The sequence below is a fragment of the Clavibacter sp. VKM Ac-2873 genome, assembly GCF_015351075.1.
GTDB lineage: Bacteria > Actinomycetota > Actinomycetes > Actinomycetales > Microbacteriaceae > Clavibacter.
In genome coordinates, this window is record NZ_JADKRS010000004.1 from 174,031 (window position 1) to 193,880 (window position 19,850).

General features: G+C 74.1%; 20 protein-coding genes. 15 read left to right on the forward strand and 5 right to left on the reverse strand.

The annotated features are described in order from the left end of the window. Position 1: 1 nt before the first annotated feature. The 5 genes from ITJ44_RS12560 (at position 2) to rbfA (ending at position 6,888) form a co-directional block, all read left to right on the forward strand. Positions 2–1,774 (forward strand): proline--tRNA ligase, encoded by a 1,773-nt coding sequence (locus tag ITJ44_RS12560; protein ID WP_194635889.1) that lies wholly within the window; start codon positions 2–4, stop codon positions 1,772–1,774. An 86-nt stretch (positions 1,775–1,860) separates the two neighbouring features. Further along, positions 1,861–2,868, forward strand: a complete 1,008-nt coding sequence (nusA, locus tag ITJ44_RS12565) for a transcription termination factor NusA (protein WP_045528674.1) — start codon at positions 1,861–1,863, stop codon at positions 2,866–2,868. Between the two features lie 50 nt (positions 2,869–2,918). After that, the gene (locus tag ITJ44_RS12570) at positions 2,919–3,212 is read left to right on the forward strand and encodes a YlxR family protein (protein ID WP_194635890.1); all 294 of its coding nucleotides are present in this window, start codon (positions 2,919–2,921) and stop codon (positions 3,210–3,212) included. A 96-nt stretch (positions 3,213–3,308) separates the two neighbouring features. Further along, positions 3,309–6,143 carry a translation initiation factor IF-2 gene (infB, locus tag ITJ44_RS12575; protein WP_194635891.1) on the forward strand — a complete coding sequence of 945 codons (2,835 nt, stop codon included), beginning with the start codon at positions 3,309–3,311 and terminating at the stop codon, positions 6,141–6,143. 226 nt (positions 6,144–6,369) lie between these two features. Next, positions 6,370–6,888 (forward strand): 30S ribosome-binding factor RbfA, encoded by a 519-nt coding sequence (rbfA, locus tag ITJ44_RS12580; RefSeq protein ID WP_194635892.1) that lies wholly within the window; start codon positions 6,370–6,372, stop codon positions 6,886–6,888. Between the two features lie 43 nt (positions 6,889–6,931). On the opposite strand, the gene ITJ44_RS12585 is transcribed toward rbfA, so the two are convergent. Continuing rightward, positions 6,932–7,810, reverse strand: coding sequence for an A/G-specific adenine glycosylase (locus tag ITJ44_RS12585; protein WP_194635893.1), 879 nt, complete (start codon positions 7,808–7,810; stop codon positions 6,932–6,934). Positions 7,811–7,848: 38 nt separating this feature from the next. Here ITJ44_RS12585 and ITJ44_RS12590 point away from each other — a divergent pair, with 38 nt between their 5' ends. Then, positions 7,849–8,415, forward strand: coding sequence for a hypothetical protein (locus ITJ44_RS12590; protein ID WP_194635894.1), 567 nt, complete (start codon positions 7,849–7,851; stop codon positions 8,413–8,415). A gap of 55 nt (positions 8,416–8,470) precedes the next feature. Here the strand turns inward: ITJ44_RS12590 and ITJ44_RS12595 are convergent, their stop codons facing one another. After that, on the reverse strand, positions 8,471–9,466 hold the full coding sequence (locus ITJ44_RS12595) for a 2-dehydropantoate 2-reductase (RefSeq protein ID WP_194635895.1): 996 nt from the start codon (positions 9,464–9,466) through the stop codon (positions 8,471–8,473). A gap of 85 nt (positions 9,467–9,551) precedes the next feature. On the opposite strand from ITJ44_RS12595, the gene truB reads away from it, so the two are divergent. Genes truB through ITJ44_RS12615 form a run of 4 tightly spaced genes read left to right on the forward strand, consistent with a single transcriptional unit; the run spans position 9,552 to position 12,311 of the window. Further along, positions 9,552–10,511: a tRNA pseudouridine(55) synthase TruB gene (gene truB, locus ITJ44_RS12600; protein ID WP_194635896.1), complete on the forward strand. Its 960-nt coding sequence runs from the start codon at positions 9,552–9,554 to the stop codon at positions 10,509–10,511. After that, positions 10,508–10,876: a hypothetical protein gene (locus tag ITJ44_RS12605; RefSeq protein ID WP_194635897.1), complete on the forward strand. Its 369-nt coding sequence runs from the start codon at positions 10,508–10,510 to the stop codon at positions 10,874–10,876. The genes truB and ITJ44_RS12605 overlap by 4 nt, the downstream gene beginning before the upstream one ends. A 38-nt stretch (positions 10,877–10,914) precedes the next feature. Beyond that, the gene (locus tag ITJ44_RS12610; protein ID WP_194635898.1) at positions 10,915–11,376 is read left to right on the forward strand and encodes a hypothetical protein; all 462 of its coding nucleotides are present in this window, start codon (positions 10,915–10,917) and stop codon (positions 11,374–11,376) included. A 2-nt stretch (positions 11,377–11,378) separates the two neighbouring features. Further along, positions 11,379–12,311 carry a bifunctional riboflavin kinase/FAD synthetase gene (locus ITJ44_RS12615; RefSeq protein ID WP_194635899.1) on the forward strand — a complete coding sequence of 311 codons (933 nt, stop codon included), beginning with the start codon at positions 11,379–11,381 and terminating at the stop codon, positions 12,309–12,311. On the opposite strand, the gene ITJ44_RS12620 is transcribed toward ITJ44_RS12615, so the two are convergent. Beyond that, entirely contained in the window at positions 12,308–13,009 is a 702-nt protein-coding gene (locus tag ITJ44_RS12620) for a maleylpyruvate isomerase family mycothiol-dependent enzyme (protein ID WP_194635900.1), read from the reverse strand. The genes ITJ44_RS12615 and ITJ44_RS12620 overlap by 4 nt on opposite strands. Before the next feature lie 37 nt (positions 13,010–13,046). Here ITJ44_RS12620 and ITJ44_RS12625 point away from each other — a divergent pair, with 37 nt between their 5' ends. Next, positions 13,047–14,309, forward strand: a complete 1,263-nt coding sequence (locus tag ITJ44_RS12625; protein WP_370551693.1) for a CynX/NimT family MFS transporter — start codon at positions 13,047–13,049, stop codon at positions 14,307–14,309. A 19-nt stretch (positions 14,310–14,328) separates the two neighbouring features. Here ITJ44_RS12625 and ITJ44_RS12630 read toward each other — a convergent pair whose 3' ends face one another. Next, the gene (locus tag ITJ44_RS12630) at positions 14,329–15,267 is read right to left on the reverse strand and encodes an ROK family protein (RefSeq protein ID WP_194635902.1); all 939 of its coding nucleotides are present in this window, start codon (positions 15,265–15,267) and stop codon (positions 14,329–14,331) included. Positions 15,268–15,442: 175 nt separating this feature from the next. On the opposite strand from ITJ44_RS12630, the gene ITJ44_RS12635 reads away from it, so the two are divergent. The 4 genes from ITJ44_RS12635 (at position 15,443) to ITJ44_RS12650 (ending at position 18,924) form a co-directional block, all read left to right on the forward strand. Beyond that, a complete protein-coding gene (locus ITJ44_RS12635; RefSeq protein WP_194635903.1) occupies positions 15,443–16,216 on the forward strand; it encodes an SRPBCC domain-containing protein in 774 nt (257 codons plus the stop codon). A 73-nt stretch (positions 16,217–16,289) separates the two neighbouring features. After that, positions 16,290–17,816, forward strand: coding sequence for an SDR family oxidoreductase (locus ITJ44_RS12640; protein WP_194635904.1), 1,527 nt, complete (start codon positions 16,290–16,292; stop codon positions 17,814–17,816). Further along, positions 17,813–18,262 carry a hypothetical protein gene (locus tag ITJ44_RS12645; RefSeq protein ID WP_194635905.1) on the forward strand — a complete coding sequence of 150 codons (450 nt, stop codon included), beginning with the start codon at positions 17,813–17,815 and terminating at the stop codon, positions 18,260–18,262. Before ITJ44_RS12640 ends, ITJ44_RS12645 begins: the two co-directional genes overlap by 4 nt. A gap of 68 nt (positions 18,263–18,330) precedes the next feature. Further along, the gene (locus ITJ44_RS12650; RefSeq protein ID WP_228495046.1) at positions 18,331–18,924 is read left to right on the forward strand and encodes a GDSL-type esterase/lipase family protein; all 594 of its coding nucleotides are present in this window, start codon (positions 18,331–18,333) and stop codon (positions 18,922–18,924) included. Here the strand turns inward: ITJ44_RS12650 and ITJ44_RS12655 are convergent. Continuing rightward, a complete protein-coding gene (locus tag ITJ44_RS12655) occupies positions 18,921–19,820 on the reverse strand; it encodes a TetR/AcrR family transcriptional regulator (RefSeq protein ID WP_194635907.1) in 900 nt (299 codons plus the stop codon). The genes ITJ44_RS12650 and ITJ44_RS12655 overlap by 4 nt on opposite strands. Positions 19,821–19,850 lie beyond the last annotated feature (30 nt).

Consider the following 19,850-nt stretch of genomic DNA (forward strand, 5'->3'; position numbering starts at 1 on the left):
GGTGTCCACACGCCTCTCGAAGCTCTTCGTCCGCACCCTCCGGGAAGACCCCGTCGACGCCGAGGTGGCCAGCCACCGCCTCCTCGTGCGCGCCGGCTACATCCGCCGCCAGGCCCCCGGCATCTTCGCCTGGCTGCCGCTCGGCCTCCGCGTCAAGAACAAGGTCGAGGCCATCGTCCGCGAGGAGATGGAGCGCATCGGCGCCCAGGAGGTGCACTTCCCCGCGCTGCTCCCCGCCGAGCCGTACCAGGCCACCGGCCGCTACGACGAGTACGGGCCCGGGATGTTCCGCCTCGAGGACCGCAAGCGCGCGCCCATGGTGCTCGCGCCCACGCACGAGGAGTTCTTCGCGCTGCTCGTGAAGGACCTCTACTCGAGCTACAAGGACCTGCCCCTGTCGATCTACCAGATCCAGGACAAGTACCGCGACGAGGCCCGCCCCCGCGCCGGCATCCTCCGCGGCCGCGAGTTCACGATGAAGGACGCCTACTCCTTCGACCACACCGACGCGGGCCTCGCCGTGAGCTACCAGGCCCAGCGCGACGCCTACGAGCGGATCTTCCAGCGCCTCGGCCTCGAGTACGTCATCGTCGCCGCCGACGCGGGCGCCATGGGCGGGTCCAAGAGCGAGGAGTTCCTGCACCCCACGCCCATCGGCGAGGACACCTTCGTGCGCAGCCCCGGTGGCTACGCGGCCAACGTCGAGGCCTTCACCACCCTCGTCCCCGACGCGATCCCCGTCGAGGGCCAGCCCGCCGCGCGCGTCTTCGACTCGCCCGACACCCCCACCATCGCCACCCTCGTCGACCTCGCGAACGCGCGGGAGCCCCGCGAGGACGGCCGCGCCTGGACCGCGGCGGACACGTTGAAGAACATCGTGCTCGCGCTCACCCACCTGGACGGGACGCGCGAGCTCGTCGTCGTCGGGATCCCCGGCGACCGTGACATCGACCTCAAGCGCGCCGAGGTGGCCTTCTTCCCCGCCGAGGTGGAGCCCGCCACCGAGGGCGACCTCGCGAAGCAGCCGGGCCTCGTGAAGGGCTACATCGGCCCGTGGTCGGCGGACGGCCCCGTCCTCGGATCGACGTCCAGCACGAAGGTGCGCTACGTGGTCGACCCCCGCGTGGTCGACGGCACCTCCTGGATCACGGGCGCCAACGTCGCCGGGAAGCACGTCCTCTCGCTCGTCGCCGGCCGCGACTTCACGCCCGACGGCGTGGTCGAGGCCGCGGACGTCCGCGACGGCGACCCCGCGCCCGACGGATCCGGCCCCATCAGCACCGCGCGCGGCACCGAGATCGGCCACGTGTTCGAGCTCGGCCGCATGTACGCGGAGGCCCTCGGCCTCAAGGTGCTCGACGAGAACGGCAAGCTCGTCACCGTCACGATGGGCTCCTATGGCATCGGCATCACCCGCAACCTCGCGCTCGTCGCCGAGGCCACGCAGGACGGCCGCGGCCTCCTCTGGCCCGCGTCCATCAGCCCGTTCGACGTGCACGTCGTCATGACCGGCAAGGACGAGGGCGTCAGGACCGCGAGCGAGGAGCTCGTGGACGCGCTCGACGCCGCCGGCCTCGACGTGCTCTTCGACGACCGGCCCAAGGTCTCGCCCGGCGTGAAGTTCGGCGACGCCGAGCTCATCGGGGTGCCGACCATCGTCATCGTCGGCCGCGGCGCCGTCGACGGCATGGCCGAGCTCTGGGACCGCCGGACGAACGAGCGCACCCCGCTCGCGCTCGCCGACGTCGTGGGCGCGCTCACCGCCGACCGCTGATCCGCACCGCGCCCCCGCTCGAGGCTGCCCGACCCCTCCCGGTCGGGTAGCCTCGAGTGTTTCCAACCGAATAGAGGAGTCGCACCGTGGACATCGACCTGAGCGTCTTGCGCCTGATGGAGCGCGAGCGCGAGATCCCGTTCGAGGAGCTCGTCTCGATCATCGAGCAGGCCATCCTCACCGCCTACCTCAAGCACACCGACCAGGCCGACGCCAAGCCCGTCGCCGACGGCGTGCCCCCCGCCCGCGTGCACCTGGACCGCAAGTCCGGCCACGTCTCCGTGCACGTCCCCGAGCTCGACGAGGACGGCCTCGTCATCGGCGAGTCCGAGGACAGCCCGAGCGACTTCGGCCGCATCGCCGCCTTCGCCGCCAAGCAGGTCATCAACCAGCGCCTGCGCGACATCGGCGACGACCGCATCCTCGGCGAGTTCAAGGGCCGCGAGGGCGACATCGTCGCCGGCGTCATCCAGCAGGGCCCGAACCCCCGCATGATCCACGTCGACCTCGGCACCATCGAGGCGATCCTGCCGCCCGAGGAGCAGGTGCCCGGCGAGAAGTACGTGCACGGCTCGCGCCTGCGCGTCTACGTCACGAGCGTCTCCCGCGGGGCCAAGGGCCCGCAGATCACGGTCTCGCGCACGCACCCGTCGCTCGTCCGCAAGCTGTTCGCGCTCGAGGTGCCGGAGATCGCGCAGGGTCTCGTCGAGATCGTGTCGCTCGCCCGCGAGGCCGGCCACCGCACCAAGATCGCGGTGCGCGCGACCGAGCCGGGCATCAACGCCAAGGGCGCCTGCATCGGCGAGCTGGGCCAGCGCGTCCGCGCGGTCACGGCCGAGCTCAACGACGAGAAGATCGACATCGTCGACTACTCCGAGTCACTGCCCGTGTTCGTCGGCAACGCGCTCTCGCCCGCCCGGGTCACGAGCTCGTTCGTCATCGACCAGGCGACCAAGGCCGTGCGCGCGCTCGTGCCGGACTACCAGCTGTCGCTCGCCATCGGCAAGGAGGGGCAGAACGCCCGACTCGCCGCCAAGCTCACGGGCGCGAAGATCGACATCCAGCCCGACTCGATCCTCGAGGGCGACGACTGAGCGCCGCCCGCCGGGACCCGGCCTCCCCGCCGCCGGACGCAGGGGGTAGTATGGATCCGGTAAGAACGTGCGTCGGCTGTCGTCGGCGTGCCCCGAGGTCCGCTCTCCAGCGGATCGTCGCCGACACCTCCACCCGCTCCCTCGTCCTCGACGAGCGCGCGGTGATGGCCGGCAGGGGCGCGTGGATCCATCCGACCATCGAGTGCATCGACAGAGCGATCGCGCGGCGTGCCTTCGGGCGGGCCCTGCGGAGCGACGTGGCGCTCGACCCCGCAGCTCTTGGGGGACTACGAGAGCGGCTCGCGGCCCAGCCGAGCGCGCGAGCATCCGAGAGAACAGGCTGAACGGCACATGGACAACTAATGAGCGGCTCGAAATGAGATCCGTCCAGCACTAGCGGTCCCCTCCTGCCTGGGAGAGGACCCCCAGACAGGAGAACAGTGGCAAAACCACGCGTACACGAGATCGCCGCCGAGATCGGCGTCGACAGCAAGACCGCACTCGCCAAGCTCAAGGAGATGGGCGAGTTCGTCAAGGGACCGTCGTCGAGCATCGAGCCCCCCGTGGCCCGCAAGCTCAAGGCGGCGCTCGAGGCAGCCGGTCTCACCGGCCAGGCCGCGGCACCCGCTGCCGCGCCGTCCTCCGCCCCGCGCCCCGGGAGCCGTTCGTCGGCGCCCAAGCCCGGCGGCCGTCCCACCCCCGGCCCGCAGCCCACGGCCGCACCCGAGCCCGAGGCTCCCGAGGCGTCCGACGTGCCGGTCCCGGCGCAGCCGCTGACCGTCGCCGAGCGCCAGGCGCAGGCCGAGGCGAGCCGCAAGGCCGCCGCGGAGGAGAAGGCGCAGGCCGAGAAGTCGGCCGCGTCGGCCACCCCCGACGCCCCGGCCGCCGAGACCCCGAGCGCCCCGCGTGCGGACTCCGGCAGCGCGCCCGCCCCCTCGAACGGCATCCCGCGCCCCGGGATCCCGCGCCCGGCGGCCCCGCGCCCCGGCAACAACCCGTTCGCGAGCAACCAGGGCATGGGCACCAAGCCCCGCCCGGGCAACAACCCGTTCGCGAGCAACCAGGGCATGGGCCAGCGCCCCGCCGCGGGAGCCGCAGGCCCCCGTCCGGCCGCGCCCCGTCCCGGATCCCCCCGCCCCGGCGCCCCGCGTCCCGGCGGCGTCGGCCAGGGCGCGCGCCCGGCCGGCTTCGGCCAGCGTCCCGCGGGTGCGGGTCGTCCCGGCGGCGCGCCCGGCGGAGCGGGACGCCCCGGCGCCCCCGCAGCCGGCGGCTTCCAGCGTCCGGCCGGCGGCTTCGCGGGTCGTCCCGGTGGCGGCGGCCGTGGCCGCGGCCCCGGCGGCGGCACCGCTGGTGCCTTCGGTCGCGGTGGCGGCAAGAGCAAGTCGCGCAAGTCGAAGCGGACGAAGAGGGCCGAGTTCGAGCTGCGCGAGGCCCCGTCGCTGGGTGGCGTCAGCGTCCCCCGCGGCGACGGCAACACCATCGTCCGCCTGCGTCGCGGCGCGTCCATCTCGGACTTCGCCGACAAGATCGACGCGAGCCCCGGCAACCTGGTGACCGTGCTGTTCCACCTCGGTGAGATGGCCACGGCGACCGAGTCGCTCGACGAGGCCACCTTCGAGGTGCTCGGCACGGAGCTCGGCTACAAGATCCAGGTCGTCTCCCCCGAGGACGAGGACCGCGAGCTGCTCGAGGGCTTCGACATCGACCTCGACCAGGAGCTCGAGGACGAGGACGACGACGTGCTGGAGATCCGGCCGCCCGTCGTCACCGTCATGGGCCACGTCGACCACGGCAAGACGCGCCTGCTCGACGCCATCCGCAACGCCAACGTCATCGAGGGCGAAGCGGGCGGCATCACGCAGCACATCGGCGCGTACCAGGTCTGGGCGCCGCACGAGGGCTACGAGCGCGCCATCACCTTCATCGACACCCCGGGCCACGAGGCGTTCACCGCCATGCGCGCCCGTGGTGCGCAGGTCACCGACATCGCGATCCTCGTGGTCGCGGCCGACGACGGCATCATGCCGCAGACGGTGGAGGCCCTGAACCACGCCCAGGCGGCGAACGTGCCGATCGTGGTCGCGGTCAACAAGGTCGACAAGGAGGGGGCCAACCCCGCCAAGGTGCGCCAGCAGCTCACCGAGTACGGCCTGGTCGCCGAGGAGTACGGCGGAGACGTCATGTTCGTCGACGTCTCGGCGCTCACCGGCAAGGGCGTGGACGACCTCCTCGAGGCCGTCCTGCTCACCGCCGACGCCGGGCTCGACCTGCGCAGCAACCCGAACAAGGACGCGCGCGGCGTGGCCATCGAGGCGCGCCTCGACAAGGGCCGCGGTGCGGTCGCGACCGTCCTCATCCAGTCGGGCACGCTCCGCGTGGGCGACGCCATCGTGGCGGGCACGGCCTACGGCCGCGTCCGGGCGATGATGGACGAGAACGGCGACGCGGTCCACGAGGCGTACCCCTCGCGGCCCGTCCAGGTCCAGGGCCTCTCGTCGGTCCCCGGCGCGGGCGACACCTTCCTCGTCACCGAGGAGGACCGCACCGCCCGTCAGATCGCCGAGAAGCGCGAGGCCGTCGAGCGCAACGCCCAGCTGGCCAAGGCCCGCAAGCGCATCAGCCTCGAGGACTTCACGCGTGCGCTGGAGGAGGGCAAGGTCGAGTCGCTCAACCTCATCATCAAGGGCGACGTGTCCGGTGCCGTCGAGGCGCTGGAGGAGTCGCTCATGAAGATCGAGGTGGACGACTCCGTGCAGCTGCGGATCATCCACCGCGGCGTCGGAGCGGTCACCGAGAGCGACGTCAACCTGGCGACGATCGACAACGCGATCATCATCGGGTTCAACGTCCGCCCCGACCCGAAGGCCCGTGCACGTGCGGCGCGCGAGGGTGTCGACATCCGCTTCTACAGCGTCATCTACTCGGCGCTCGAGGAGATCGAGTCGAGCCTCACGGGCATGCTCAAGCCCGAGTTCGAGGAGGTCCAGTCCGGCGTCGCCGAGATCCGCGAGGTGTTCCGCTCCTCCAAGTTCGGCAACATCGCGGGTGTCATCGTCCGCTCGGGCACCATCACCAGGAACGCCAAGGCGCGGGTCATCCGCGACGGCGTGGTGGTGGGCGACAGCCTGGCCATCGAGTCGCTGCGCCGGTTCAAGGACGACGTGTCCGAGGTCCGCACGGACTTCGAGGCGGGCATCGGCCTCGGCAAGTTCAACGACATCCAGATCGGCGACGAGATCGAGACGATCGAGATGAAGGAGAAGCCGCGGGTCTGACCCCGGCCGATCCGGGCCCCGCTCCCCACCAGGGGAGCGGGGCCCTCCCCGTCCCGCCACCCGCGGGGCACCAGCACGACCCGGGCGCTCGCGTCCGGTCGTTCCCGCCACCCGCGGGGCACCAGCACGACCCGGGCGCTCCTGTCCGGCTGCACCCGCGACCCGCGGGGCACGAGCACGACGCCGGGGCTCGCCCGGCCGCATCCGTCACGGAAGGACGTCGACCATGGTCGATCACGCGAGGGCCAGGAAGATGGCCGACCGCATCAAGGAGATCGTCGCGCGCAAGCTCGACCGGGGGATCAAGGACCCGCGTCTCGGATTCGTGACCGTCACCGACGTGCGCGTCACGGGCGACCTGCAGCACGCCAGCATCTTCTACACGGTCTACGGCACCGACGAGGAGCGCGCCGATACGGCCGCCGCCCTCAAGTCCGCCACCGGCATGCTCCGCAGCGAGGTCGGCAAGAACATCACCGCGCGCCTCACGCCCTCGCTCGAGTTCATCCTCGACGGCGTGCCGGAGAACGCGGCCGCGATCGACGCGCTCCTCGAGGAGGCGCGCCGCCGCGACGCCGACGTGCAGGCGCAGGCGAAGGCCGGCGTCTACGCGGGCGACGAGGACCCGTACGTCAAGCCCCGCGTGATCGGGGAGGACGAGGAGGACGAGGACGAGGACGACGACGACGAGGAGGACGGCGACGACGTCGACCGCTCGGCGCCCGGGTACGCGCCCGCGCACTGATCCACCCGGCCGGCCGGCGTCCGCGTCGGGCGGACGCCGTGCGTCAGCTCGGCAGCGCGTACGTGCCGTCGGGCTGGCGCACCGCGAGCCCGTCGGCGAGCAGCCCGTCGAGCGCGCGTCCGCGCTGCACGGGCTCCGGCCAGGCGGTCGCGAGATCGGCGGCGCTCACGGGGGAGTGGCTCGACCGGAGCTCGGCGAGCAGGAGGCCGCGCACCTGGCGGTCGGATCCCTCGTACCGCTTCTGCACGACGCGCGCCGGCCCGTCGTAGGCTCGGTACCCGGCGGCGCGCCACGCGCACAGGTCGCGCACCGGGCACTCATCGCAGCGCGGCGCACGAGCCGTGCAGACCACCGCCCCGAGCTCCATCGCGCCCGCGTTGAACAGGCGCGCCTCGGCGACGTCGTCGGGCAGCTGCGCCTCCATGGCGGCGAGGTCGACGGCGGTGCGCGCGGGCCCGGGATCGCCCTGGCCCGCCACCGCTCGGGCGAGCACGCGGCGCACGTTGACGTCGACGACCGGGTGCCGGTGCCCGAACGCGAACGCCGCGACCGCGCGCGCCGTGTACGGGCCGACGCCGGGCAGGTCGAGGAGGGCGTCGACGTCCTCCGGCACCACGCCGCCGTGCCGCTCGACGATCGCGACCGCGCACGCGTGCAGGTTGAGCGCGCGCCGCGGGTAGCCGAGGCGGCCCCACGCGCGGACGGCCTCGCTCGCGGGCGTCGAGGCGAGGGCCGCCGGCTCGGGCCAGCGCGCCAGCCACTCCTCGAGCCGCGGGATCACGCGGACCACGGGCGTCTGCTGCAGCATGAACTCGCTGACGAGGATGCCCCAGGATCCGAACCCCTCGCGCCGCCAGGGCAGGTCGCGGGCGTTCTCCCGGAACCACGCGGTGATCCGGGGGGCGATGGCGGTCTCCGGCATCCGGCCAGCGTACGAGACCATGAGCCTAGGCTCGGCGCATGCCCCTGTACCGCGCCTCCTGCGCCGAGGTCCTGGCCTCGCTCGCGGACGAGTTCCTCCACAACTACGGCCGGGGGCGCGCCTTCCTCGCCGTCGACGGCGGTCCGCTCGCGGATCCCGTGGCATTCGCGCACGACCTCGCCGACGTGCTGCGCCAGGACGGACGCGGGGCCTACGTGGCCGCGGCCGCCGACTTCGCGCCCGACGGCGGCGTCGCCGACGCGGACGCGCTCCGCGACGGGCTCGTCCGGCCGTTCCGCAAGGCCGGCGGCGAGTTCGCGTCGCGCCCCGCCGGCGACGCCGTGACCGACGCCCCCGACGACGCCGTGCTGATCGTCGCGGGCGACGCCCTCCAGGTCCCCGAGCTGCGCGGTCTGTGGAACGCCGTCGTCTACCTCCTGCTGCCCGACGAGCCGCTCGCGACCGAAGGCGGCGACGCCGGCTCCGCGGCGCAGGAAGCGCACGCGCGCTACGTCCGCCAGGTGAACCCGCGCCGGGCCGCGACCATGATCGTCGACGTCGCCGATCCCGAGCTCCCGCGCCGCGTCTTCGCCGACAGCTGCTGAGGCCCGCGCCGCCCGCCCCGCCCCGACGCCCGGGCGTCGCCGCGCGAGCGCCGGATCAGCGCGGCACGAGCCGCGCGAGCTCCGCGGGGGAGATGTGCCGCCCGCTGGCCTCCACGCCGTGGACGAGCTGCACCAGCGCGGTGTTGACGCGCGCGTCCTGCCCGGCGCCGGGCGCGAGGGCCGCGACCGCGCCGTTGAGGTGGTCCACCTCCGTGGGGCGGTTGCGGCGGATGCTCTGCAGCGTCGACCCCGGGTTCGGCACCTGCCCCATGTTCCGGGCGAGCGAGACCGGCAGGCGCTCGGCGAGGGGGAGCGGCAGCGACGCGAACAGCCGGAGCCTCCGGTGGGTGAGGCCGCCGAGCCGGCCGAACGTCACGCCGCGCGCGAGGCCCGTGCGCACGGTCTCCTGCATGGCGCGCGTGACGATGCGCCGCAGCACGGGCTCGGCGATGACCGCCTGCACGCTGAGGCCGGTGACGGCCGGCACCGCGTTGATCCCGTTGATGACGAGCTTGGTCCACTGGGCTCCGCGGAAGTCGGCGGCGACCGTGACGGGCATGACGGGATCCAGCACCTCGCGGACGAGGGCGACGCCGGCACCCTGCGGGCCGTCGGCCGTGCCGATCTGGATGCCCGCGGGCGACGTGACGGTGACGAGCCCCGGCTCGGTGAGCGACGTCGCCGCGAGGGCGAGCCCGCCGACGACCTGCGAGCGCGGCAGGCACTCGACGCCCATCGTGACCGCGGAGAGGCCGTTCTGCACGACGAGCACCGGGATCCCGCGGAGCCAGCCCGCGTTCTCCGTCATGGCGTCGCGGGCGTCGGCGATCTTCGTCGCGACGATCGCGAGCTCGGGCGGACGGCCCAGCCGCTCGGCCGCCGCGACGCGCGCGACGTGGTCGCCGTAGCCGCCGGCGAGGCGCAGCCCGCGGTCCTGGATCGCCCGGAGGTGCGGTCCGCGCGCGGTGACGTCGACCTCGTGGCCGGCGCGCTCGAGCAGCGCGGCGAGGGTGCCGCCGACGGCGCCCGCCCCCAAGACACCGATCCGCACACGTCCTCCTCCGACGGCTCCGATCCTAGGCCGGGCGCCTCCGAGGGAGCCGGGCGGGCACCTCGGCACGGCATGATGGTGGGCGATGGAAACCCCGACCCCCCGCGCCGCGCCCTCCACCGCGAGCGGCCTGCTCCTCATCGACAAGCGCGGGGAGTGGACGAGCCACGACCTCGTCGCCCGCACGCGTCGCCTCGCCGGCACCCGCAAGGTCGGGCACGCCGGCACGCTCGACCCGATGGCGACCGGCCTCATGATCCTCGGCGTCAACAGCTCCACGCGCCTGCTCACCTACCTCGTCGGCCTCGACAAGGAGTACCTCGCGACGATCCGCCTCGGCCGCGCCACCACGACGGACGACCGGGAGGGCGAGGTCGTCTCCCGCGCCGAGCCCGGGCGGATCCGCGACCTGGCCGTCGCCGACGTGGAGCGCGCCATCGCGGACCTCCGCGGCACCATCTCGCAGGTGCCGAGCGCCGTGAGCGCCATCAAGGTCGACGGCAAGCGCGCCTACGCCCGCGTCCGCGCCGGCGAGGAGGTCGAGCTCGCCGCGCGCGAGGTCACCGTCTCCGCGTTCGACGTGCTGCGCTTCGACGCGGTCGAGGCCGAGGAGGGCGAGGAGGACGGCGCGCAGCTCGACCTCGACGTCCGCATCACCTGCTCCTCGGGAACGTACGTGCGCGCCCTCGCGCGGGACCTCGGCCGTGCGCTCGGCGTCGGCGGGCACCTCACGGCGCTCCGCCGCACGCGCGTCGGTCCCTTCCACGTCGACGACGCCGTGGCCGTCGACGACATGGTCGTCGCCGACCGCCTCATCCCGCCGGCGGACGCCGCCGCGCGCCTCTTCGACGTGCTGCACCTCACCGACCAGGAGGCCGTCGACCTCGGGCACGGCAAGAAGCTCACGACGCCCGACGAGGCGCCGACGGAGGATCCGCTCGCCGCGGTCGCGCCCGACGGCCGGCTCGTGGGGCTCGTCGCCTTCCGCGGCCGCACCGGCACGTCCATCGTCAACTTCCCCGCCGACGATGCGGGCGCGTCATGATCGCCTGGTTCACGGTCGCGCAGATCGCCGTCGCGGTCGTGGCGGGCGTCCTGTGCCTCGTGCTCGGCGCCGTCGGACGCAAGCCCAGCGACCTCACCATGGGCCCGACCGCGCTCGTCGAGGTGCTCCTCGTGGCGCAGCTCGTGGTCGCGATCGTCGCGCCCGCGGTCGGCAACCCGCCGTCGGGCAGCCTCGTCGAGTACTACGCCTACCTGCTGAGCGGGCTGCTGATCCCGCCGCTCGCCATGTTCTGGGCGCTCGTGGAGCGCACGCGCTGGAGCACGGTGATCCTCGGGGCGTCGTGCCTGGCCATCGCGATCATGGTCTACCGGATGGACGTCATCTGGAACGTCCAGTCCGCGTGACCGCCCTCTCCCTCGGGTAGGGGATAATCGCAGGTGCCATGACTGACTCCCGTACCTCGCGCATGACCGGTCTCGGACGGGTCCTGGTCTTCTTCTACGGGCTGCTGGCCCTTGCCGCCACGGGCCGCTCGGTCACGCAGATCCTCACCAAGTTCGACGAGGCACCCGTCGCGTACGCGCTCTCCGCGCTCGCCGCGGTCGTGTACATCGTCGCGACCGTCGCGCTGGTCGCCCCGGCGCGCACCCCGGAGGCCGCGCGCCGCTGGTACCGGATCGCGTTCGCCACCATCGCGTTCGAGCTCGTCGGCGTGCTGGTCGTGGGCACGCTGAGCCTCGTCGACTCCCAGCTCTTCCCGCACGACAGCGTGTGGTCGGTCTACGGCTACGGCTACGTGTTCATCCCGCTCGTCCTGCCGGTGCTCGGCCTGTGGTGGCTCCGGAGCGGCGGCCGCGCGCGCGTGAGCGCCGTCGACGAGCGCCGCGTGGCCGGGGACCGCTGACCGTGCTCGTCGTCCACGACCCGGCCGAGGTGCCGGGCGGCTTCGGGCCGAGCGCCGTCACCATCGGCAAGTTCGACGGCGTCCACGCGGGGCACCGCGCCGTGATCCGGCGCCTCATCGGCATCGCCGCCGACGAGGGACTGTCGTCGGCCGTGGTCACGTTCGACCGCCACCCCGCCGCGCTCCTCGCGCCCGCCGCGCGGCCGCAGAGCCTCGTGAGCAACCGGCAGAAGATCGAGCTGCTCGCCGAGCTCGGCGTCGACGCGACCCTCATGCTCCCGTTCGACGAGCGCCTCCAGCGCCTCAGCCCGGAGGAGTTCGTCCGCTCGGTGCTGGTCGATGCCCTCGGTGCCCGCGTCGTGCTCGTGGGCGAGGACTTCCGCTTCGGCGCGCAGGGCGCGGGCGACGCCGCCACGCTCACGCGCCTCGGCGACGCGCACGGCTTCCGCACGGTCGTCGTCGGCGACGTCATGCCCGACGGCAGCCGCAAGGTGTCGTCCACGTGGATCCGCGACCTCATGGACCGCGGCGACGTCGAGGCCGCCGCGGAGCTCCTCGGCCGGGCGCCCGCCGTCCGCGGCGTCGTCGTGCACGGCGAGAAGCGCGGCCGCGAGCTCGGCTTCCCCACCGCGAACCTGTCGCCCGAGGCCGAGGGGCTCATCCCCGCCGACGGCGTCTACGCGGGCTGGCTCCGCGACGGCGACCGCACGTACCCGTCGGCCATCTCCGTCGGCACCAACCCGACCTTCGCGGGCGAGCGGCCGCGGGTCGTCGAGGCGTTCGTCCTCGACGAGACGCTCGACCTCTACGACCACGAGGTCGAGGTCGTGTTCGTCGCGAGGATCCGCGGCATGGTCGCCTACGAGGGGCGCGAGCCGCTCATCGCGCAGATGACGGACGACGTGGTGCGCACGCGGGCCGTGCTCGGCTCCTAGGCGGCGCCGGAGCCGCCGTCCTCCGCGGGGGCTGCCGCGTCGCCCTGGGGGCGGGGCGTGCGGCCGAAGAGGTACATGATCAGCGTCGACGCGGTCGCCTCGATCGCGGGGCCGTGGCCGACGCTCCAGCCGGCGTCCGACGCGCGCAGCGTGCGCGCCCGCAGCACCCCGCGGACCTGCGCGGGGGCGATCGCGGCGCGCGCGACGGCGACGGCGCCCGTCGAGCGGTGGTCGAGCTCCAGATCGACCTTGAGCGCGTGCGCGATGTCGAACGCGTGCACGACCACCTCGAGCAGCTCGGTCAGGCGCTTGCGGCCCTTCCCCGCGCGCTTGTCGGCGGCGATGGCGCGGATCCGGGCCACGAGGTCCTCGGGGGAGCGCGCGGCCTCGTCGGCGCTGAGGTCGTCCATCACGTGCATGGGGTTGAGGTGCGGGCGGCGGCGCATCGAGCCGACGGCCGTGCGCAGCATGGCGGCGTTGCTCGCGCCGACCCGCCAGACGATGTGGCCGGCGACGTCGCGGACTCTCCAGCCGTCGCACATGCTCGCGGCCTCCCACCCGTCGGCGTCGAGGGACGCGAGGAGGTCGGCGGTGCGGTCGAGGACGTCGGCGATCTCCTCGCTCCACACCCCCGTCACCTTCGCCTCGGGCTCGGAGGGGCGCTGGCTGAGGGGCAGGTGCCGGGAGATCTCGCTCATGGCCGAGAGCCTATTCCGGCCGCCGTAGAATCTGGTGGTGACGACGACTCCCGCAGCTCCCCGCGCGGGTGCGCTCCTCGCCCTGGTCGGCATCGTGCTGGTCGCCCTCAACCTCCGCACGGCCGTCGCCGTCTTCTCGCCGATCGTCGACGAGATCGGCCGCGACGTGCCGCTCGACAGCGTCTCGATCGGCGTCCTCGGCGCCCTGCCGCCCGTGTGCTTCGCGCTGTTCGGCCTGCTCGCGCCCGCGATCTCCCGCCGCATCGGCCTCGAGCTCACCGTGGTGGTGGGCCTCGTGGCCATGGTCGTCGGGCACCTGCTGCGCGCCGGATCCGACACCGTGGTCGTCTTCGGCGTCGGCACGGTCCTGTCGCTCGCGGGCATGGGCCTCGGCAACGTGCTCCTGCCGCCGCTCGTGAAGAAGTACTTCCCCGGGCGGATCGGGCCGCTCACCTCCCTCACCACCGTGATGCTCTCGATCAGCACGGGCGTGCCCTCGCTCGTCGCCGCGCCGCTGGCCGACAGCGCGGGCTGGCGCGTGGCGATCGGCGCGTGGGCCGCGGTCGCGGTCGTCGCGCTCGTGCCGTGGGTCGCGCTGCTGGTGAACCACCACCGCGACACCCTCCGCGATCGCGCCGCCGCGGCCGCGCTCGACCAGGTGGAGGAGGCGCCCGCCGCCATCACCGGCCGCGTCTTCCGCTCGCCGGTCGCGTGGGCCCTCGTGGGGATCCAGGCCGCGTCGTCGTTCAACGCGTACGCGATGTTCGCGTGGCTGCCCGCGCTCCTGCAGGACACCGCGGGGCAGTCGCCCGTGGCATCCGGCGCGCTGTTGGCCGTCTTCGGGTTCATGGGGCTGCCGGCGGCCATCGTCATGCCGCTCCTCGCCGCGCGCATGCGGAACGTCGGCATCCTGATCCAGGTCGGCGTGCTCTTCTTCGTCGTCGGCTACGTCGGCCTCCTGGTCGCGCCTGCCGCCGCCCCGCTCCTCTGGGTGGCCGCCGCCGGATCCGGCCCGCTGCTGTTCCCGCTGGTCTTCGTGCTCATCAACCTCCGCACGCGCACCCACGGGGGAGTGGTCGCGCTCAGCGGCTTCGTGCAGGGCATCGGCTACTCGATCGGCGCGATCGGCCCGCTCATGTTCGGCGTGCTGCACGAGCTGTCCGGCGGCTGGACCGTGCCGCTGCTCATGCTCTTCGTCATGGTCGCGGTCGCATCCGCCTCCGGTTTCTACCTCGCCCGGCCGCGCATGCTCGAGGACACCTGGGACCGCGCGCCGCGCGAGGCCGTCCGCGGGCGCTGACCCGCTCCCGCGTCCGCCGTCAGAAGCTCGGGACCACCTCCCGGCGGTGCACGAGCGCGCCGGCGCCGATGATCGGGCCGTCCGATGAGAGGCCGGAGGGCACCACGCGCGTCTTGGTGACGAAGCCGAACTGCTCGCGGAGGGCGATGGGCTCGCGGATCATGTCGAAGAGGTCGGGCGTGACGCGGCTGAACCCGCCGCCGATCGCGACGACGTCGAGGTCCACGAGCGAGCTCGCCGACGCGATGGCCCGGCCGATCGCGAGGCCCGCTCGCCGCACCGCCCGCACCGCGATCTCGTCGCCGTCCCGGTAGGCCGTGGCGAGGTCCTCGCCGGTGGATCCCGTCCATCCCTGCGCGCGCGCCCACGCGACGCTCTTCGGTCCCGACGCGATCGCCTCGACGCAGCCCCGGCCGCCGCACGTGCACGGGTCGTCGAAGCCGGCGACCTCGACGTGGCCGACGTGGCCGGCGTTGCCCGTGGATCCCGCGGCGGTGCGGCCGCCGAGCACGAGCCCGCCGCCGATCCCCGTGGAGACGATCATCCCCATCACGTGGTCGTGGCCGTGGCCGGCGCCGACCCAGTGCTCGGCGAGCGTGATGGCGAGGCCGTCCATCTGCAGGGTCGTGGGCACGTCGGGCGTGAGCTCGGCGAGGCGGTCGCGCAGCGGGTAGTCGCGCCAGGCGGGCACGTTGAGCGGCGAGACGAGGCCGTGCGGCACGTCGACGGGACCGGCCGCCGCGAGGCCCGTGCCGACGAGCTCGGCGTCGTCGGGGAGGGCGTCGAGCGCCTGGCGGGCGACCCCGAGCACGGCGTCGAGCAGCTCGTCGGCGGATCGCTCGGGCCCCGTCGGACCGCGGAAGCGGCTGCCCTCGAGCACGCGGCCGGCGTCGTCCACGAGCGCGGACTCGACCTTGGTGCCGCCGAAGTCGACGGCGAGCGCGAGCGTGCGAGGCATCTTCGTCCTGTCCCGGTCCCGGATCCGCCCGTCGACCGGCGTCCAGGATACGGGCGGCCGCGCGGGCGCCCGCATGACGCGCGGCCCGGGGACGGCATCGCGCCGGGAGCACCATGCCCTGCCACCTGTGTGGAATTCACGGACCGCACCCGCGGTCCGCACCTAGGCTCGGCGTGTGGATCCCGAACACACCCCCGGACAGGCCCCCCGCGAGGCGTCCGACCCGCGCGCCGACGGCGCCACGCCCTCCCGACGGGGCGGCGCCACCGCCCTCGAGCACACCGACGCCGCCGAGTCGCGCCTCGCCTCCCGCGAGCTCGACGAGGGGATGCCCGCCTCCGCCGGCCTCGACGACGGCCAGGCGGGTGAGCAGGAGTCCTATCGCACCCGGTTCCCCTCTCTGCCCGGCGCCTTCCTCTCGGAGGCGCGCGAGAACACGGTCTTCCTCCCGTACGAGTTCGTCTTCCGCCGGCTCATCGACCTGCCCGCGCTCATCGTGTGGGACGCGGTCTCCGACGCCGACATGGTCTCCGGCTGGCTCGCCGAGGCGTCCATCGAGCAGATGGACGGCGGCGACTTCTGGTTCGAGTGGATGACGGAGCCGGACCGCAGCCTCGCCTCCGCCTCCGGCGGCGTCATCACGCGCTTCGAGGAGGGGCGGGCGATCGACTACACGTTCGTGCACGAGGGCGAGGTCTCGGCGCGCTTCCTCCTCCGCCTCCAGGAGGTGGCCGGCGGTCCGCGCGACCGGCAGACGGAGCTCGGCGTCACGGTCTCCGGGTACCTCCCCGCCGGCATCGCGAACGTGCTGAAGGCGAGCTGGCGCCTGCACCTCGACCTCCTCGAGGACCTCGTGCACGGCCGCCCGGTCGACTGGACGACGTGCGAGGTCGAGCACGGCGCGACCTGGCGCAGGTACCTCGCCGAGCTCGAGTCCGCAGAGGGCTGATCCTCCGATCCCGCCCACCTTCCGTCCCGGCTCCTGGGAGCCGCTTGCCAGGCTGATTGCCTAGCGTGAGGGAATGACTTCGCCGAGCGCCGCCTCCCGTCTCGCCCTCGTGACCGGAGCGACGGGCTACATCGGCGGTCGGCTCGTGCCCCGCCTCCTCGAGGCCGGCTTCCGCGTCCGGGTGCTCGTGCGGGACCCGCGCCGGCTCACCGACGTGCCCTGGCGCGACGACGTCGAGGTGGTGCGCGGCGACCTCGCGGACGCGTCCACCCTCGTGCCCGCGGTCGACGGCGTGGACGTCCTCTACTACCTCGTGCACGGCATGGGATCCAAGGGCGACTTCGCGTCGTCGGAGCGCGCCTCCGCCGAGCACGTCGCCACGGCGGCGAAGGCCGCGGGCGTGGGGCGCATCGTCTACCTCGGCGGGCTCCACCCCGACGCCGACGTGCTCTCGAAGCACCTCGCGAGCCGCAAGGTCGTGGGCGACGTGCTCCTCGCGAGCGGCGTGCCGACCATCGCCCTGCAGGCGGGCGTGGTCATCGGATCCGGCTCCACGTCGTTCGAGATGATCCGCCACCTCACCGAGGTGCTGCCCTTCATGCCGGCGCCCGGCTGGGTGCGCAACTTCATCCAGCCCATCGCGATCCGCGACGTCCTCTACTACCTCGTCGCCGCCGCCGACCTCCCCGACGGCCTCAACCGCACGTTCGACATCGGCGGTCCGGACGTGCTCCGCTACGGCCAGATGATGAACGGGTACGCGGTCGAGGCCGGCCTGCCGCAGCGGCCCATCGCGTCCATCCCGATCTTCGCCCCGCGCCTCGCCGCGCACTGGGTCAACGTCGTCACGCCGATCCCGCGGACGCTGGCCGTGCCGATCATCGAGTCGCTGCAGTACGACTGCGTGATGGGCGAGCACGACATCTCGAGCTACATCCCCGACCCCGATGGCGGCCTCACCGGCTACCGTCGCTCGGTCCGCCTCGCGCTCGGCCGGATGCGCGACGGCGTCGTCGAGACCAGCTGGAAGGACTCGGCCGTGGTCGGCGCCCCCAGCGACCTGCTGCCGAGCGACCCCGAGTGGTCGGGCCACACCGTCTACCTCGACCTCAAGGAGCGCGCGACCGATGCGGCCCCCGAGGACCTCTGGGCCGTGATCGAGGGGATCGGCGGCGACAACGGCTGGTACTCGCTGCCGGTCGCCTGGGCGGCCCGCGGCTGGATGGACAAGCTCGTCGGCGGCGTGGGGCTGCGTCGCGGCCGCCGCAGCGCGACGACCCTGCAGACGGGCGACGCGCTCGACTTCTGGCGCGTCGAGCACATCGAGCGCGGCTCATCGCTGCGGCTGCGCGCCGAGATGAAGGTGCCGGGCGAGGCCTGGCTCGAGCTCAGCTCCACGCCCCGCGAGGGCGGCGGCAGCGACTACCGGCAGCGCGCGATCTTCTTCCCCTCGGGCCTGGCCGGCCGGCTCTACTGGTTCTCGATCCTGCCCTTCCACGGCGTGATCTTCACGTCGATGGCCACGCGCATCACCGCGAAGGCGCTCGCCGCGACGGAGCGCCGCGAGGCCGAGCGCGCCCTCGAGGGGGCCGCACGGTGAGCCGGAGGATCGGGGCCCCGCGCATCGGCCTGATCCTCCTGACCCTCGTGGGCATCGCCCTCGCGTCGGCCGGCCTCGCGACCGCCGTGACGATGAGCGTGTCGGCGCCCGTGCAGGCGCGCGCCGACCTGACGACCATCGCCGGTGATCCCTCCGCCGCCTCGCGCACGCCCTCGGCCAGGAGCACGCCCGACCCGGCCGCGTCCGAGGCGTGGAAGCCCGTGCCGGTCGACGCGGCCGGGGATCGCGGCATCACCGACCTCACCGACGGCGCCGCCTCGCGCGTCACCATCGACGTGCTCGGCATCCCCCTGAACCCCGGGCAGGCGGGTGCGCTGGTCGCGACGATCCTGTCCCTCCCGCTCCTCATCGCGGTCGCCGTGCTCGTGCTCTCCCCGCGCCGCCGTCGCTGGTGGCGCCGGGTCGCGCGCCGTCAGCACGGCTGAGGCCGCGCCTCGTCCCGGTGACTTCCGCGGGCGCGGGGACCATGATGGGCACGACGAGAGGCGGATCCATGGCACCGCGCACGCGCACGACCGTCCTCCTGGGCGACAGCCTCACGGGGGACGGCGGCTGGGGCGGCATCGTCCCCGGTCCCGACGGGGATGACGGGGCGGCGCGGATCGTGGACCTCGGCCGGGCCGGCCAGACCACCGACGACGTGCTCGCGCTCCTGCCGGAGGCGGTGGCCGCGGATCCGTCGACGCTCGTGGTGTCCTGCGGCACCCACGACCTCGGGGCCGCGCGCCGCGGCCCCGAGCAGACCGTCCGCGCGCTGGAGACGATCCTCGCGCACCTCCGACGCGACCTGCCCGCGGCCCGGATCGTCGTGCTGTCGGTGCCGCCCCGCGGGCGCGAGCACGCCGAGCGGATCCGGGTGGTCAACGTGCACATCCGCCAGTACGCGCCGGCGGTCCGCGCCGAGCACGTGGACCTGTGGCCCGCCCTCGGCTTCGGCGACGGGGAGCTCGCCCCCACCCTCACGGACGACCGCCTGCACCTGAACGACGACGGGGCGGCGGCGGTCGGCGCGGTCCTCGCGCCCGTCCTCGCCGCGCGGGACGCCTCGGACGCCGAGGACGAGGCGGACGGCCCGGACCGCTCCTAGCGCTCGGCCGCGGCGGGGCCGGGGGAGCGCAGCTCGCCCACGCCCGCGAGGATCACGCCGAGCTTGCGCCGCCACCAGTCGCGCGGCGTCGCGGCGGATTCCGTCGGCACCTGGCCCGAGAACCGGGCCGTGACGCGGTGCGCCGTGCCGTGGGCGTCGCGCTGGTCCTCCTCCTCGCGCGCGTGGACCGCGTCGGGAGCGCCCGCGGAGTGCGCGGGGCCTCCGCGGCGGGACGCGGGGGCGGCCGCGTCGGCGCCGGCGTCGGCCGCGTGCTCGGCGGCGATCCCGTCGGCGGCGAGCGCGAGCAGCCCGCGTCCCACCGCGGCCGGCAGCGTCGCGTCGGCGATGGGCGACGACGACGAGGGCCGCGCGGCCGCGCCCGCGCCCGCCGTGAGCGCGCGCTCCCAGGCGACGTAGGACTCGACCCCGATGTCGAGCACGGTGTCGAGGACCAGCACGGCCTCCGCCTCCGCGAAGCCCATCCGGGTGAGGTCGCGGATCGCCCCGGTGAAGCGCAGCACGACCTGGTCGGGCGCCGTGTCGAGGTGGTGGATCGCGCTGGCGAGGCCCGGGTGCCGGTCGTACATGTCCCAGATGCGCTCGACGGCCTGGGCGAGGTAGGTGCGCCACGAGGAGTCGTCGGCGGACTCGAGCACGGCGGCGGGGGCGTCGGGGACCTGCGGCCAGTCCATGCGCGCGACCGCGGTGTCGCAGGCGAGGACGACGATGTCGTCCCGGCTCGCGACGTGCCGGTACAGCGTCGAGTGGTCGACGCCGAGGCGATGCGCGAGCGAGGTGAGGGTGAGGGTGCTGAGGCCGACCTCGAGGGCCGCCTCCGCGATGAGCCTCCGCGAGACGCGCGCGGGCCTCCCGACCCGACCGGCTGGCCGCTCCATGCAGGAGATCATACCGGGACGGCGCCAGCC

Coding starts and splice junctions, on each gene's coding strand:
- ITJ44_RS12570 (WP_194635890.1), top strand. CDS start 2,919: ATGGATCCGGTAAGAACGTGCGTCGGCTGTCGTCGGCGTGCCCCGAGG.
- rbfA (WP_194635892.1), top strand. CDS start 6,370: ATGGTCGATCACGCGAGGGCCAGGAAGATGGCCGACCGCATCAAGGAG.
- ITJ44_RS12585 (WP_194635893.1), bottom strand. CDS start 7,810: ATGCCGGAGACCGCCATCGCCCCCCGGATCACCGCGTGGTTCCGGGAG.
- ITJ44_RS12590 (WP_194635894.1), top strand. CDS start 7,849: ATGCCCCTGTACCGCGCCTCCTGCGCCGAGGTCCTGGCCTCGCTCGCG.
- truB (WP_194635896.1), top strand. CDS start 9,552: ATGGAAACCCCGACCCCCCGCGCCGCGCCCTCCACCGCGAGCGGCCTG.
- ITJ44_RS12605 (WP_194635897.1), top strand. CDS start 10,508: ATGATCGCCTGGTTCACGGTCGCGCAGATCGCCGTCGCGGTCGTGGCG.
- ITJ44_RS12610 (WP_194635898.1), top strand. CDS start 10,915: ATGACTGACTCCCGTACCTCGCGCATGACCGGTCTCGGACGGGTCCTG.
- ITJ44_RS12620 (WP_194635900.1), bottom strand. CDS start 13,009: ATGAGCGAGATCTCCCGGCACCTGCCCCTCAGCCAGCGCCCCTCCGAG.
- ITJ44_RS12630 (WP_194635902.1), bottom strand. CDS start 15,267: ATGCCTCGCACGCTCGCGCTCGCCGTCGACTTCGGCGGCACCAAGGTC.
- ITJ44_RS12640 (WP_194635904.1), top strand. CDS start 16,290: ATGACTTCGCCGAGCGCCGCCTCCCGTCTCGCCCTCGTGACCGGAGCG.
- ITJ44_RS12650 (WP_228495046.1), top strand. CDS start 18,331: ATGGCACCGCGCACGCGCACGACCGTCCTCCTGGGCGACAGCCTCACG.
- ITJ44_RS12655 (WP_194635907.1), bottom strand. CDS start 19,820: ATGGAGCGGCCAGCCGGTCGGGTCGGGAGGCCCGCGCGCGTCTCGCGG.